Origin of the sequence: Stutzerimonas kunmingensis (genome assembly GCF_014764705.1) — a bacterium.
Taxonomy (GTDB): Bacteria; Pseudomonadota; Gammaproteobacteria; order Pseudomonadales; family Pseudomonadaceae; genus Stutzerimonas.
The window spans coordinates 54,544-69,078 of sequence record NZ_JACXXG010000026.1 but is presented as its reverse complement, the minus strand read 5'-3'; the positions used below and the strand labels follow the sequence as shown (position 1 = coordinate 69,078).

The 14,535-nt window shown below is 63.5% G+C and carries 14 protein-coding genes and 2 pseudogenes; 5 read left to right on the top strand and 11 right to left on the bottom strand.

What is annotated here, in order from left to right; translation table 11 throughout:
- Positions 1 to 226: 226 nt before the first annotated feature.
- The 10 genes and pseudogenes from IEG05_RS17650 to IEG05_RS17605 all read right to left on the bottom strand — a co-directional run.
- Positions 227 to 433: pseudogene (locus IEG05_RS17650) on the bottom strand (hypothetical protein); the annotation flags it as partial.
- Between the two features lie 60 nt (positions 434 to 493).
- Complete coding sequence (locus IEG05_RS17645; protein ID WP_104097037.1) at positions 494 to 1,750, bottom strand: tyrosine-type recombinase/integrase; 1,257 nt, start codon at positions 1,748 to 1,750, stop codon at positions 494 to 496.
- A 305-nt stretch (positions 1,751 to 2,055) separates the two neighbouring features.
- A pseudogene (locus IEG05_RS17640) lies at positions 2,056 to 2,376 on the bottom strand (response regulator); the annotation flags it as partial.
- A gap of 56 nt (positions 2,377 to 2,432) precedes the next feature.
- Entirely contained in the window at positions 2,433 to 3,395 is a 963-nt protein-coding gene (locus IEG05_RS17635) for a glucokinase (RefSeq protein ID WP_041014362.1), read from the bottom strand.
- A complete protein-coding gene (gene edd / locus IEG05_RS17630) occupies positions 3,392 to 5,221 on the bottom strand; it encodes a phosphogluconate dehydratase (protein ID WP_041014363.1) in 1,830 nt (609 codons plus the stop codon). The genes IEG05_RS17635 and edd overlap by 4 nt, the downstream gene beginning before the upstream one ends.
- 169 nt (positions 5,222 to 5,390) lie before the next feature.
- The gene (gene scpB, locus IEG05_RS17625) at positions 5,391 to 6,167 is read right to left on the bottom strand and encodes an SMC-Scp complex subunit ScpB (protein ID WP_191122459.1); all 777 of its coding nucleotides are present in this window, start codon (positions 6,165 to 6,167) and stop codon (positions 5,391 to 5,393) included.
- 19 nt (positions 6,168 to 6,186) lie between these two features.
- Complete coding sequence (locus IEG05_RS17620; protein ID WP_256445919.1) at positions 6,187 to 7,008, bottom strand: segregation and condensation protein A; 822 nt, start codon at positions 7,006 to 7,008, stop codon at positions 6,187 to 6,189.
- 34 nt (positions 7,009 to 7,042) lie between these two features.
- The gene (locus IEG05_RS17615) at positions 7,043 to 8,248 is read right to left on the bottom strand and encodes a tryptophan--tRNA ligase (protein ID WP_023445133.1); all 1,206 of its coding nucleotides are present in this window, start codon (positions 8,246 to 8,248) and stop codon (positions 7,043 to 7,045) included.
- A gap of 179 nt (positions 8,249 to 8,427) precedes the next feature.
- Positions 8,428 to 9,051 carry an L-threonylcarbamoyladenylate synthase gene (locus tag IEG05_RS17610; RefSeq protein WP_014820748.1) on the bottom strand — a complete coding sequence of 208 codons (624 nt, stop codon included), beginning with the start codon at positions 9,049 to 9,051 and terminating at the stop codon, positions 8,428 to 8,430.
- 13 nt (positions 9,052 to 9,064) lie between these two features.
- The gene (locus IEG05_RS17605; protein WP_041014367.1) at positions 9,065 to 9,931 is read right to left on the bottom strand and encodes a PHP domain-containing protein; all 867 of its coding nucleotides are present in this window, start codon (positions 9,929 to 9,931) and stop codon (positions 9,065 to 9,067) included.
- Between the two features lie 417 nt (positions 9,932 to 10,348).
- On the opposite strand from IEG05_RS17605, the gene IEG05_RS17600 reads away from it, so the two are divergent.
- The 5 genes from IEG05_RS17600 to IEG05_RS17580 all read left to right on the top strand — a co-directional run bounded on the left by IEG05_RS17600 (position 10,349) and on the right by IEG05_RS17580 (position 13,786).
- On the top strand, positions 10,349 to 10,648 hold the full coding sequence (locus tag IEG05_RS17600; protein WP_003294265.1) for a YciI family protein: 300 nt from the start codon (positions 10,349 to 10,351) through the stop codon (positions 10,646 to 10,648).
- Positions 10,649 to 10,714: 66 nt separating this feature from the next.
- Positions 10,715 to 11,092: an SH3 domain-containing protein gene (locus IEG05_RS17595; RefSeq protein WP_044314172.1), complete on the top strand. Its 378-nt coding sequence runs from the start codon at positions 10,715 to 10,717 to the stop codon at positions 11,090 to 11,092.
- 14 nt (positions 11,093 to 11,106) lie between these two features.
- Positions 11,107 to 11,784 carry a response regulator transcription factor gene (locus IEG05_RS17590; protein WP_191122458.1) on the top strand — a complete coding sequence of 226 codons (678 nt, stop codon included), beginning with the start codon at positions 11,107 to 11,109 and terminating at the stop codon, positions 11,782 to 11,784.
- A gap of 139 nt (positions 11,785 to 11,923) precedes the next feature.
- Positions 11,924 to 12,337, top strand: coding sequence for a Spy/CpxP family protein refolding chaperone (locus tag IEG05_RS17585; protein ID WP_191122457.1), 414 nt, complete (start codon positions 11,924 to 11,926; stop codon positions 12,335 to 12,337).
- Positions 12,338 to 12,427: 90 nt separating this feature from the next.
- Positions 12,428 to 13,786, top strand: a complete 1,359-nt coding sequence (locus IEG05_RS17580; protein ID WP_045666004.1) for a sensor histidine kinase — start codon at positions 12,428 to 12,430, stop codon at positions 13,784 to 13,786.
- Here the strand turns inward: IEG05_RS17580 and IEG05_RS17575 are convergent.
- Positions 13,780 to 14,343, bottom strand: coding sequence for an NAD(P)H nitroreductase (locus IEG05_RS17575; protein ID WP_045666003.1), 564 nt, complete (start codon positions 14,341 to 14,343; stop codon positions 13,780 to 13,782). The genes IEG05_RS17580 and IEG05_RS17575 overlap by 7 nt on opposite strands.
- Between the last annotated feature and the right edge of the window lie 192 nt (positions 14,344 to 14,535).

The window sequence follows — 14,535 nt, the reverse complement described above, 5'->3', positions numbered from 1 at the left end:
GGTGCTCTGACCCACTTGCGAATCGTGTTGCGCGCCAACCCGGTGCGCTTGGCTATCTCATGCAGCGACAGCTTGTCGCGGAAATACATCCGGCGGATTTTGCCCATCATTTCCATACTGATCACCCTGTGTTCTCCTGCTCAAAAATTGAGCAGAAGCAGTTGAACACCTGGGTCAGTTTTCAGTCGGCAGAACAGCCTCTACTGGGTCAGTTTTCGGTCAGCGGCAACACGCGTGCTTGGTTGCTGGGGTTCTTCGGCGTACTCCACACGCTGGTGATGCAGAACTCGCCGCAGCGACATTCCTCGTCGTTATAGGGACAGTAGATCCGCCCCCAGGCGTGACTGCCGCCAACTTCGATGCGCCACCCCTGCCCTTCGGCATGTTTAAGCGCTTCTTCGATCTCTTTCTTCGGATGTGAAGGACGGGCCATGGATAGTCTCCAGTATTCGTATGATTCGACAGGTTGTCAACTGACAACCTGCCCATTCCTTTATACGGCTGCACTCAATACCGGCACGGACACATTGTCCGGCAACAGCTTCGGCAGGTGAGTCCGACCATCGATCCAGGCATCAACCATGTCTGCCCACTCTTGCAACATGTGGCGCCGCTGCTCCGCGTACTCGGCCTTGTTGTAGACCGAGCGCGAGGAACGCCCGTCCTCATGCGCCAGGCACTTCTCAATCCAGTCACCGTTGAACCCCACTTCGTTGAGTAGCGTAGAGCCAGTCCTGCGCAGGTCGTGCACCGTAAACGGCTCCAGCGGCAACCCCGCCTCCTTGGCCCGCGATGCGATCAGTTGCGTGATTCGGTTCAAGGTCGCGTGCGACATGCAACGGTGGATGTCGTAGCGAGAGGGCAGGACAAACCTCGATCCTGCAGCACACGTATGCAGTGCCACGAAGATATCCAGAGCCTGGCGCGACAGGTGAACCACGTGGGGATTGCGTCCCTTCATACGCTGCTTGGAGATCGTCCACGTGGCGTTCTCAAAATCCACCTCATTCCAAGTAGCTTCGATCAGCTCGCTTTTACGCACCAAGGTCAGCAGTACCAGGCGCAAGGCCAATCGAATGGTGGGGTACGCCGCAATCGACTCCAACTGGTGAAAAGCCAGGCGAATCTCGGTCGGGGTCAGCGCTCGGTCTTTCGGCACGAAGGTGGCGATCGATGCGGCCTTAACACCGTCGGCCGGATTCTCCACTTTCTCACCGTGCAGGATTGCAAACGCAAAGACCTGCTTCACGATGTCGCGAACGTGAACGGCTGTGGCCGGCGCCCCGCGACCCTTCACCCTGGAGCAGAGCGCACGGAGATCGTCTGCGGTGATTTCGGTCAGGAGACGGTTCTCGAAGACCGGCAGGATGTCGCGATCAATGATGCTCTTGCGCATGGATCGCGTGCTGTCGGCCATACGCGCATCAGCCAGCCATCTCTTCAGCATCTCACCAAACGACTTGGCAGCAGTCAGACGCCGCTTGGCTCGCTGCTTTTCCAAGGAAGGAGATATGCCTTGAGCAACCATTCGCTTGGCATCCAGCAGCTTTTCGCGCGCCATGGCCAATGAAATCCCCGCTGGTCCATATCGTCCGATGGTCAGCGTTTCCCGGCGTCCGTTGAGACGGTAATCGTAGCGAAAGGTGACGGTACCGCCGGGCGATACCGTTACGTACATTCCGTCGCGATCGGAAGCCTTGTAGGGCTTGGCTTTGGGCTTGAGATTGCGCAGTGCAGTGTCGGTCAGCATCGAGGTTTTTCCTCCGGTTCATGACGGCTTTTACCGTCAAGGGCCAGGAGACCTGCTGATGCCGGGAAAGCCGTATGGCGCAAGCTTTCCGGAGGAGAGATTTACCGTCAAAGACCGGTTTGGTCTCGATAGTAAACGGGAGGGTCCGAATCCGGGCATCGGTTCTTACCGTTACCAGTACCGCCAAACCATCCCGCTGCCTGGCGATAGCTACCGATAGGTGCCGCGACGTATTTTATTATAAATCAACACGTTACAGCATCTTATCGATAGGTACCGATAATCCCCGAAGGACCTGATATCACTCCCAAGTAGTCGTCGGCGCCCAGCTCCAGGCCGACGACCCGATCGGCCTCGTCGGAGCTGGCGGTGAGCATGATGATCGGCATCGAAGCCAGCCGCTCGTGCTGGCGAATCCAGCGGCACAGGCTGAAGCCGTCCTCGTCGGGCAGCATCACGTCAAGAATCACCAGATCGGCCGGCTCGGCACATAGCGCCGCGCGAAACTGCCCGCCGTCCGGCACGCCGCGCACATGAAAGCCCGAGCGGCTGAGATAGGTCTGCAACAGTTCGCGGATTTCCTGATCGTCGTCGACCAGAAGGATGTTCTTACCTGCTTGGCTCACGTCACGTCCCTTTTCCTGTTGTTATGGGGTCACCCGTCGACCCGCCATGTCGCAGCCTAGGCTCCCTCCAACAAAGGTTGCAATGCCACGCCCGCGCCCTCGAGGCCCGGATACGGCGCGGTCACCAGCCAGACCGGCAGGCGATCGAAATAGCGGCTCATCTGCCCCTTCTCACGCAACGCCTCGCTGAAACCGCTGCGCAGGAACATCTCGGCGAAACGCGGCACCACGCCACCGACGATGTAAACGCCGCCGCGGGCACCGAGGGTCAGCACGTTATCGCCGACGATACGCCCCAACCAGCGGCAGAACTGCTCCAGCACCGCGGTCGCATAGGCGTCGCCCGCCAGCGCGGCCTTGGTGATAGCTGCGGGCGAATCGAACGCCACCTGCTGCCCATCCAGCGCGCAGCAGGCGCGGTAGAGCGTCAGCAGCCCCGGACCGCTGAGCACTGCCTCGGCATTTACATGGCCGAGCGAACGATGCAGATGCGCCCAGATCGCCGCCTCGCGCTCGCTGCCGACGGGAAGGCAGATATGCCCGCCCTCGCCCGGCAAGGCGCGCCAACCGCCGCCAGACAGTGGCAGCAATCCGGCGACTCCGAGCCCGGTGCCGGGCCCTATGACCAGCCGCGGCCGTCCCGGTTCAGGCTCGCCATCACAAACCGTGATGCGCTCACCATCGTGCAGCCGCGTCATGCCGAGGGCCATGGCGGTGAAGTCGTTGATCAGCAACAGCTCCTTCACGCCCAGCTCGCGGCAGAAGGCTTCGCGGCTCAGCTGCCAATGGTTGTTGGTGAAACGAAACAGGTCGCCCCCGACCGGCCCGGCACAGGCGAGGCACACCGCCTCGAGGGTTTCCAGCGGCTGATCGACTTCACTCAGGTACGCAAGGATCGCCAGCTCCGGCCGCGCATGGTCGGCCGTGGGAATCACGCGAATCTGCTCGATGCGCTGGTCGCGCCACAGCGCGAAACGTGCATTGGTGCCGCCAATATCTCCAACGAGCGCCGTCTTCACTTCAGCGCCTCCAGACTCTCGGTAAATGCACTGGCGCCCTGCTCTGCCGTGCTGAACGAGGCGCGCATGAAGGCAAAGAGCTCCCGACCGCAGCCGATGCCCATGTCTTCGGGCCGAATCGCCGGTTCCCGCGCATCCCATTCGGCAGGATCAACCAGTGCTCGCAGTTCGCCGTTCTCGCCGTCGACGCGGAGGATGTCGCCATCGCGCACCCGCGCCAGCGGCCCCCCGTCCAGTGCCTCCGGGCAGACATGAATGGCCGCCGGCACCTTGCCCGATGCACCGGACATGCGCCCGTCGGTGACCAGCGCCACCTTGTAGCCGCGGTCCTGCAGCACACCAAGAAACGGCGTGAGCTTGTGCAGTTCGGGCATGCCATTGGCTTTCGGCCCCTGGAAACGCACCACGGCAATGAAGTCGCGCTCAAGCTCGCCGGCTTTGAACGCTGCCGCCAACTCGCTCTGATCGATGAATACCCGCGCCGGCGCCTCGACAAAACGGTGCTCGGGCGCCACGGCAGAAATCTTCGTCACGCCGCGGCCGAGGTTGCCTTCCAGCACACGCAGCCCGCCCTCCGGCGAGAATGGCCGCTCGGCCGGGCGCAGGATGTTTTCGTCAAGGCTCTGCGCCGGGCCGTCGCGCCACACCAGCTTGTCACCGTCGAGGAACGGCTCCTGGATGTAGCGCCGCAGGCCCTTGCCGACGACGGTATGCACGTCCTCGTGCAACAGACCGGCGTCGAGCAGCGTGCGCACCATGAACGGCACCCCGCCACAGGCGTGGAAATGGTTCACGTCGGCCTGGCCGTTGGGGTAGACCTTGGCCAGCGTCGGCACCACCTCGGAAAGATCGGCCATGTCCTGCCAGGTCAGCTGGATACCAGCGGCGCGGGCGAACGCCGGGATATGCAGGGTGTGGTTGGTCGAACCACCGGTGGCGTTGAGCGCGACCACCGAGTTGACGATGGATTTCTCGTCGACCACCTGACACAGCGGTGTGTAGTTGCCGGCCTGATGGGTCAGGCGCGTGACCTGGTGCGCCGCCTCCCGGGTCAGCGCATCGCGCAGCGGCGTGTAAGGGTTGACGAACGACGAGCCCGGCAGGTGCAGGCCCATGATCTCCATCACCACCTGATTGGTGTTGGCGGTGCCGTAGAAGGTGCAGGTGCCGGGGCTGTGATAGGACTTCATCTCCGATTCCAGCAGCTCCTCGCGGCTGGCCTTGCCTTCGGCGTAACGCTGGCGCACCTCGGCCTTCGCCTTGTTCGGAATCCCCGATGGCATCGGCCCGCCCGGCACGAAGATGGTCGGCAGATGGCCGAAGCGCAGCGCGCCGATCATCAGACCCGGGACGATCTTGTCGCAGATGCCGAGCATCAATGCCGCATCGAACATGTTGTGCGACAGCGCGACTGCCGTGCTCATGGCGATCACTTCGCGGCTGGCCAGGCTCATTTCCATGCCCGCCTCGCCCTGGGTCACGCCATCGCACATCGCCGGGACGCCGCCGGCGTACTGGCCGACCGAGCCGATCTCACGCAGCGCCTGGCGAATCATTTCCGGAAAATGCTCATAGGGCTGATGCGCCGAGAGCATGTCGTTGTACGCCGAGACGATGGCCACGTTTGCCGCGTTCATCAGGCGCAGGCTCTGCTTGTCCTCGCCGGAATTGCAGCCGGCGACACCGTGGGCGAAGTTGGCACACTGCAGCTTGCCGCGCTGCGGACCCTCACTGGCGGCGGCGGCCATCATCGCCAGATAGCGCTCGCGGGTCTTGCGGCTGCGCTCGACCAGGCGCTCGGTGACTTCTAGAACTCGCGGATGCATGCCTCACTCCTGCTGCAAAATTCAACTGTGGTTGAAGGGCTCAACGCTTGGTTGAAAGCTCAGACAACCATAAACCATCCAGGGTCAGTTGGCGTTCGGACACGACGCGATGCCGGCATGGAAGCGGCGACCAAGAGCCTGAGTACGCCGGTTGGAGGTGGCTTGGCGCTTATTGCGCGGGCTCGTCTCCGCGCGGCTCGTCTGCCGATGTTTCTTCCTCGGCTTCCAGCAGATCGTCGAAGTCGGTCTTTAGGCCCTGCTCCATGCCGTCGAGTTCGGCCAGCAGGCTGCGGAAGCTGGTCTGCTCACGCAGTGGGGCCTGCGGCTCATCGGCAACTTCATCGGCCCGCGCCTGCAAGGCGACAGGCACGGGGGCATCCTCGTCCTCTAGCATCGAGTGGAGCTCCGGTTCCATCTCGCGCAAAACGGCCAGGGGCGGCAGCTCATCCAGGTTCTTCAGGTTGAAATGGTCGAGAAACTGCCGGGTAGTGGCGAACATCGCCGGGCGTCCCGGTACGTCACGATGGCCAACCACACGAATCCACTCGCGCTCCTGCAGCGTCTTGACGATCTGGCTGTTCACCGCGACGCCGCGGATATCCTCGATCTCGCCACGGGTGATCGGCTGGCGGTAGGCAATCAGCGCCAGGGTTTCCAGCATCGCGCGGGAGTAACGCTGCGGACGCTCTTCCCAGAGCCGACCGACCCACGGCGAAAAGCGCTGACGCACCTGCAGGCGGTAACCGCTGGCGACTTCCTTGAGTTCGAAGGCGCGGCCCTTGCAGGACTTTTCCAGCACTTCGAGGGCTTTCTTCAGCTGTGCCGAAGACGGCCGCTCGGCTTCCTCGAAGAGTTCGCCGAGGCGCTCCAGGGAGAGCGGTTTGCCGGATGCGAGCAGAAAGGCTTCGAGCAGAGAAGCGAGATCCTTGGGATCGGACAGGTCCACGATTGACTCCTGCAAATGCCTATTCGGTACGGCTGCGCACATGAATCGGCGCAAAGGGTTCGTTCTGCACCAGCTCGACCAGCGACTCCTTGATCAGCTCGAGCACAGCCATGAAGGTCACCACCACGCCGAGTCGCCCTTCCTCGATGCGGAACAGCGCTACGAAGGGGACGAAACCGCCGTCCTTCAGTCGTTCGAGCACTTCGCTCATGCGCTCGCGGGTCGACAACGCTTCGCGGGTGACCTGATGGCTCTCGAACATGTCGGCGCGGCGCAGCACCTCGGCCATCGACACCAGCAGCTCTTCCAGGCTCACGTCCGGCAGCAGCTTACGCGCCCGCGCCTCGGGTGCATCGAGACGCGGCACCTGCAGGTCGCGGCCGACCCGTGGCAGCTCGTCGATGTCTTCGGCGGCGGCCTTGAAACGTTCGTACTCCTGCAGCCGGCGGATCAGCTCGGCGCGCGGATCATCCTCTTCTTCGGCGACCTCGGCCGAGCGCGGCAGCAGCATGCGTGACTTGATCTCGGCGAGCATCGCGGCCATCACCAGATACTCGGCGGCCAGCTCCAGGCGCACCGATTTCATCAGCTCGACGTAACCCATGTACTGCCGGGTGATCTCGGCCACCGGAATATCGAGGATGTCGATGTTCTGCTTGCGGATCAGGTAGAGCAGAAGATCCAGCGGGCCTTCGAAGGCTTCGAGAAAGACTTCCAGCGCATCCGGCGGAATGTAGAGGTCCAGCGGCAGCTCGGTCACCGCCTCGCCATAGACCAGCGCCAGGCGTAGCTGCTCGCCGGGCTGGATCGCTTCGGGACTGGGGGACTCGGTGTGCTGCATGAAAATCCTTCGGAGCCGGCCGCTTAGGCGCCGCTCAGCGGTAATTCAGGCCCATCGCCTGGCGAACTTCGATCAGCGTCTCACGGGCCTCGTCACGAGCGTGCTCCGCACCTTCTGCGAGGATGCTGCGGACCAGGTCGGGATTCTGCTCGTAGTCCAGCGCGCGTTCCTGCAGGGGTGTCAGATCAGCCTTGATCGAGTCGATCAGCGGCCCCTTGCACTCCAGGCAGCCGATGCCGGCGCTGCGGCAACCCTGCTCTGCCCACTGGCAGACGGCCTCTTCGGAGTGCACCAGATGCATCTGCCACACCGGGCAGCGCGTCGGTTCACCAGGGTCGCTGCGATGCACGCGGGCCGGATCGGTGGGCATACGGCGAATCTTCTCCTCGATCTCGTTCGACGTATCGCGCAGGTAGATCGCATTGCTGTTGGACTTCGCCATCTTGCCGCCGTCGAGCCCGGAAATCTTCGGTTGCTCGCCGAGCAGCGCCTGCGGTTCCGGCAGCAGCAGCTTGCCGCAGCCTTCCAGGTAGCCGTAAAGCCGCTCCTGATCGCCGATGGTGATGGTCTGCTGTTCCTTGATGACCGCACGGGCGGTGTTCAGCGCCTCGACGTCGCCCTGCTCCTGATAGCTCTTGCGCAGGCTGACGTACAGCTTGGAGGTCTTCTTGCCGAGCTTGCGGATCGCCGCTTCGGCCTTGTCCTCGAAATCCGCTTCGCGGCCATAGAGATGGTTGAAACGTCGCGCCACGTCGCGGGCGAATTCGATATGCGGCAGCTGGTCGGCGCCGACCGGCACCAGCCCGGCACGATAGATCAGGATGTCCGCGGCCTGCAGCAGTGGATATCCGAGGAAGCCATAGGTATCCAGGTCCTTGTGCTGCAGATTCTGCTGCAGCTCCTTGTAGGATGGCACCCGCTCCAGCCAGCCAAGTGGGCAGATCATCGACAGCAGCAGGTGCAGCTCGGCGTGCTCCGGCACCTGTGACTGGATGAACAGCGTCGCTGAACTGGGACTGACGCCGGCAGCCAGCCAGTCCACCGCCATATCCATGATGTTCTGCGAGATTTCGCCGGAGCTTTCGTAGTCGGTGGTCAGCGCGTGCCAGTCGACGATGCAGAAGAAACACTCGTACTCGTGCTGCAGCCTGACCCAATTCTTCAATACGCCGTTGTAGTGACCGAGATGAAGCCGGCCGCTTGGACGCATGCCGGAAACCACGCGCCGCTGTGAATCCATGGAGCTCAAAAGGGTGTCCTTGATTAATTGGCCTGTTTGGTAAGTTCAGTTGGTCAATTTCGGTGCATGGCCCAGATACCGCGTCGCCGCGCCTTGTCTCGGAGCCATGTTCATCCGAACTTGCCTCAACCCTCTCACCGACAGGCCCGATGTTGTACAGGCACGCTCGCCATCCAGGCTCAAGCCATGAAGGGTTCGGGATCGCCGCAGCCGACCCGTATCACTTCAGGCCGATCGTCGACCAGGCTGACCACGGTCGATGCTTCGAGGCCACCGTAACCGCCATCGATGATCAGGTCTACCTGATGCTCCAGCGCGTCACGCATCTCGTAGGGGTCGCTCATCGGCAGGTCTTCACCGGGAAGGATCAGGCTGACGCTCATCAGCGGCTCACCGAGTTCTTCCAGCAGCGCCTGGGCGATCGGCTGTGCCGGCACGCGCAGGCCGATGGTGCGGCGCTTGGGGTGCAGCAACATGCGCGGCACCTCGCGGGTAGCCGACAGGATGATCGTGTAGGGACCGGGCAGATGAGCCTTGAGCAGGCGAAAGGCCGCGGTATCGACCTTGGCGAAAAGGCCAAGCTGCGACAGATCGCGACAGGCCAGCGTAAAGTTGTGCTTGTCATCAAGCTGGCGCAGCCGGCGGATGCGTTCGATGCCGGCCTTGTTACCCATCGAGCAGCCGACGGCATAACTGGAGTCGGTCGGGTAGACCACTACCCCGCCCTTGCGGATGATTTCCACGGCCTGTTTGATCAGGCGCGGTTGTGGGTTGTCCGGATGGATCTGAAAGAACTGGCTCATGGAAACTCCCTGTTCAGCTGGCAGCAGGTATGCGGCGCTCATGATCGAAATGTCTCCAAAGCGGCGACAGGTCCTCCGGCAGGCTGCGGTACAGCCCCAGTTCCGACCAGTCGCCGGGCGCATGGAAATCACTGCCCACTGTGGCCATCAGGCCCAACTCACGTACCAGGATCGACAGACCGCCGACCTGTTCCAGCGGCTGCATGCCGTTGACCACCTCCAGCGCGTGACCGCCGGCCTGGGCGAAATCGATCACCAGCCGGCGCCGCTTGCTGCGAGTGAAATCGTACTGCCACGGGTGCGCCAGGCTGATCCACGCACCTGCGTCACGCAGGGTCTGGACTGTCTGCTCCAGGCTCGGCCAATGCTGCTTGACGTCGCCGAGCTTGCCCGAACCCAGCCATTTGCGAAACGCTTCGGCACGGTCGCGGACATGACCGGCACGCACGAGAAAATCGGCGAAATGCGGCCGCGCCGGTGCGTTGCCACTGTCGCCGAGTTCCTGCTGAAGTGCCCGCGCGCCTTCCAGCGCACCCGGCATCCCCTTCGCTTCGAGGCGCTGGCCGATCAGTTCGGCGCGGCGCCAACGTCCTTCGTGCAGTTGTGCGATCGCCTGCTGCAGCGCAGGCGCATCAGCGTCGAAGGCGTAGCCCAATACATGAATGGTAGCCCCGTTCCACAGGCAAGAAAGCTCGATGCCATTGACCAGCTGCATACCGAGCGCCTGCGCAGTTGCCCGCGCCTCGGCAAGGCCGTCGACCGTGTCGTGGTCGGTGAGCGCCAGCATCTCGATACCACGCGCATGGGCTCGCTCCACCAGCTTGGCAGGCGCCAGCGCGCCGTCCGAGGCGGTGCTGTGGCAATGCAGATCGACAATCATCTGGTAACGCGCTCCAGTGAGATGCAGACACCTCGATAAGAATCCGTATGCCTGCGGCGGTAAGGCTTCACCGGCCCGAAAGACGGGGTGCTCCGGCGCAAACGGCCGACTAGTCTAACGCCGCACCGGCGCTTTGGCTCGTGTCGTCACCGTCATTACGGCCAGCCAGCGCTGCAGGCGCCGCAAACCGCTCTTGCTTCGACCGCCGATACCATCCTGCGTGCCATCAACCGCTGCAGCGGGGGAAAGCGCAGCGCTTCCGTCGCAAGCGCCGTTTGCTATGATGCCGCGCTGCACGGCGCGGTCCGTTGTGTGTAGCGCCTGGACCCGCGCGACAAAGAAGCCGCGCCGGCACTGTCACCATGCCGGGCTTTCTGTACTTTTTTATATACGCCCCTACGCGAACGAGGATCGACCATGCTCTACGCCGTTATCGCCACCGACGCACCGAATTCCCTGCAGGACCGCCTCGCCACTCGCCCGGCCCACCTGGCACGCCTGGAGCAGCTGAAGAACGAAGGTCGCCTGGTTCTCGCCGGCCCGCACCCAGCCATCGACAGCAACGACCCGGGCGAAGCCGGGTTCAGCGGCAGTCTGGTAGTCGCCGAGTTCGATTCGCTGGAAGCCGCGCAGCAGTGGGCCGACGCCGATCCGTACAAGGCCGCCGGCGTATACGTGAACGTGGTGGTCAAGCCCTTCAAGAAAGTACTGCCCTGAGCCGACACAGCAGGGAATAGCCCGGCCGCTGGCAGCCCACGGCCTCGTAAGGAAATAGGAGTTCCGATGCGTCAACGATCGCTTGCCCTGCTGTTTGCCCTGACCCTGCTCACCCCGGCGCTGTATGCCGAGGAAGCAATAACGGAACCTGCTGTTCCGGTGACCGAGCCCGGCGACCCCGCCGAATACGACGAGCTTGACGCCGTTGCCGAGCCAGAGCCTGCCGGCCCGAGCGCTGACACCACCGAAGCTCTGTTGCTGCGTCTGCGCGAGGAAAATCGCCGCTTGCGCCTGCAGTTGCAGACCGAGCAGGCAAAAGTGCTGCCCGCGATGCTGAACGAACAGCAACAGTGGTTCGCCGTCGGTGGTGCTGTCGGGGTCGTCAGTTTCACCCTGGGCCTGCTGGTCACGCGCGGTCGCCGTCGACGCCAGTGGCTCAACTGAGTACCTGAGCCGACATGAGTGAATTGCTGCTTATCGACGATGACGAAGAACTCTGCGAGCTGCTGATCAGCTGGCTCGCTCAGGAAGGTTTCGTCGCCCATGCCTGCCACGATGGCAACAGTGCACGCCAGGCGCTGGCGCAGTACCAGCCAGCCGCGGTGGTCCTGGACGTGATGCTGCCCGACGGCAGTGGCCTGGAGCTGCTCAAGCAACTGCGCAGTGAACATCCCGATCTGCCGGTACTGATGCTGTCGGGTCGCGGCGAGCCGCTGGATCGGATTCTCGGCCTCGAACTTGGCGCAGACGATTACCTGGCCAAGCCCTGCGACCCGCGAGAGCTCACCGCACGCCTGCGTGCCGTGTTGCGCCGCAGCCAGCCGACCGCGACGCCCAGCCAGGTCGAGTTCGGCGATCTCTGTTACAGCCCGGCACGCGGCGTGGCCAGCGTCGGCGGTCATGACGTCAGCCTGACGCTCTCCGAAGGCCGCATCCTCGAAACGCTGCTCGCGCAACCGGGCGAGCCTATCGACAAGCAGACCCTTGCCCAGCACGCCCTGGGACGCAAGCTCACCCTCTACGACCGCAGCCTGGACATGCACGTCAGCAACCTGCGGCGCAAGCTTGGTCCGCACGCCGACGGCAGCCCGCGGATCGTCGCTCTGCGCAGCCGCGGCTATCTGTACGCGGTTTGATCGTCTTTACCGAGGCTTTACCCTGAGCTGACCGCCCTTGACCTTGCCCTGCGTAGACTGAACTCATCCGGTCACAGACCTGCCGCCAATGAGCAACGCGTCGGTATGGCCGGTTTCCCTACACAGGAGAGTTTTCACCATGCGCAAATCACTCGTAGCCCTGCTGTTCGCCGCTGCCGTTCCGACCCTCGCCTTCGCCATGCCCGGCGGCATGCACGACGGTCATCACGGCGGCAAGAACTCCCCGCACATGTTTCAGGACCTGGACCTGACAAAGGAACAGCAACGCGAAATGCGCAAGCTGATGGGCGAGCAGATGCGGCAGCGCCAGCAGATCACCCAGCGCTACCTCGACAAGCTGCCCGAAGCCGAGCGCAAGGCCATGCAGAACGATCTCGACGCCAGCCGCGAGAAGACCCACCAGAGCATGCGCGCGCTGCTCAAGCCCGAGCAGCACAAGGCCTTCGACGAAGGCATGAAGAAGATGGAAGAAAAGCGCGCCGAACGTGCCGAGTTCCTCAAATGGAAAGCGGACCGCGATCAGAAGAACTGATCTGCGCCCTTCCTGAAACCTGCCCGGCAGGCTCCGCCAAGCATTCAGAACGCCGGTGGGAGCTGCCGGGCTTTGCCGTGGAGAGACCCAGTGCGATCACTGTTCTGGCGCATACTCGCAACCTTCTGGCTGGCCATTGCACTGGTTGCCGGCCTGGCCATGTTGCTCGGCCACGCGTTGAACCAGGACGCCTGGATTCTCGGCCGCCACCCGGCGCTGCAAGGTCTCGCCGAAACCTGGACCGAGGTCTACGAGCGCCAGGGCCCGCTGGCTGCACAGCGCCTGCTGGAACAGCACCGGCATCGTGCACGGGTCGATGTACAGGTGCTGGCGGAAAACGGCCAGCCAATCATCCGCGGCACCTTCCCCGCCCGCGCCGCCGCCTTCGAGGCGCGCCATCAGGATCGCGAGCGCCCACTGCCCTGGCGACGCCTCACCGCCGATTACACCAGCCCGACCAGCGGTGAAACCTACCTGTTCATCTACCGCATTCCCTATCCCGAACTGCAGGCCTGGCATCGCGGCAGCCTGGCCTGGCCGCTCAGCGCGCTGGGCATCGCACTGGTGGTGCTCACCGGCTTCAGCCTGCTGCTGACGCTGTCCATCACCCGCCCATTGGATCGCCTGCGCCGTGCCGTGCACGATCTGGGACAGACCAGCTATCAGCAGCAGTCCCTTGCCCGCCTGGCAACACGGCGCGACGAACTCGGCGTGCTGGCGAGCGATTTCAATCGCATGGGCGCACGGCTGCAGGCGCTGATCGGCAGTCAGCGCCAGTTATTGCGCGACGTATCCCATGAACTGCGCTCACCGCTGGCGCGCCTGCGCATTGCCCAGGCACTGGCCGAACGCGCCAGCCCGAGCGAACGCGAAGTGATCTGGCCGCGACTGGCAAAGGAATGCGATCGGCTGGAAGCGTTGATCAGCGAGATTCTCGAACTCTCGCGCCTGGATGCGGAACCCGGCACGACAACGGCCGTCGACCTGCCAGCAATGTTCGAACAACTGGAGGACAACGCCCGCATCGTCGCGCCTGCCCAACGTATCGACAGCCGGGTCGAGCCAGGCCTGGCATTCACTGGCTGGACGGAAATGCTCGAACGTGCGCTGGACAATCTGTTGCGCAACGCCCTGCGCTTCAACCCCGAGGGCGTGCCCGTGGAGCTGCGCGCGCAGCGCGACGGTGACGAGCTGGTACTGAGTGTGCGCGACCACGGGCCAGGAGTCGCCGACGAACACCTGCCGCAACTGAGCCAACCCTTCTTCCGAGCGCCAGGACAAACGGCGGCCGGGCATGGCCTCGGATTGGCCATCGCCCGCCGTGCGGCCGAGCGCCACGGCGGGCAGCTGCAGCTGGCCAACCACCCCGATGGCGGCTTTATCGCGAGCCTGCGTCTGCCGTTGGCAAACGCAGCAAGCACGGTGTCAGAAATCCAGGCCCATCACTGACCGTTCCAGGCGCTGACGAAAGCCTCGGGCTCGAGCACCGGAGCGCTACGGATGCGGCCCTCCGGCGTGCCCAGGTACAGGAAGCCCAGCAGACGTTCCTGCTCGGCCAGGCCCAGTCCCTTCATTACATGCGGGTCATAGGCGAACTCACCGGTGCGCCACACCGCGCCGATCCCCTGGGCATGGGCGGCCAACAGCAGACCATGCGCCGCGCAGCCGGCAGCCAGCAGCTGTTCGCCTTCCGGGACTTTCGGGTGCGCCTTCGGACTGGCGATCACCACGATCAACATCGGCGCACGCAGCGGCATGTTGCGCGCCTTCTGCAGCGCTTCGTCCGAGGCATCGGTCTGCCGGGCCTGCAGAGCGTCGGCAAACAGCTCACCGAGCTTGCCGCGCGCATCGCCCTCGACGGTCAGGAAGCGCCAGGGGTGCAACTGGCCGTGATCCGGCGCACGCAAGGCTGCACGAAAAAGCAGATCGAGTTGATCGGCATCGGGTGCCGGCTCGCATAGGCGAGTGACAGATACACGGTTGAGCAACAGGTCCAGAGCGTCCATCCATTACCTCCTGAAAGGGTCGGACATTCTAGAGGGTGTTGGCGACGTACCGCGAGTGATGGCCGGCCGACAGCGCAAACAACGCGCCGGCCGGCGCTGGTGGCCTGTGCAGTGAGTTGGTTGAGGCAAGTTCGGACGAACATGGATCCGAGACAAGGCGCTGCGACGAGTCATAGCGCGCTTATGGCAAGG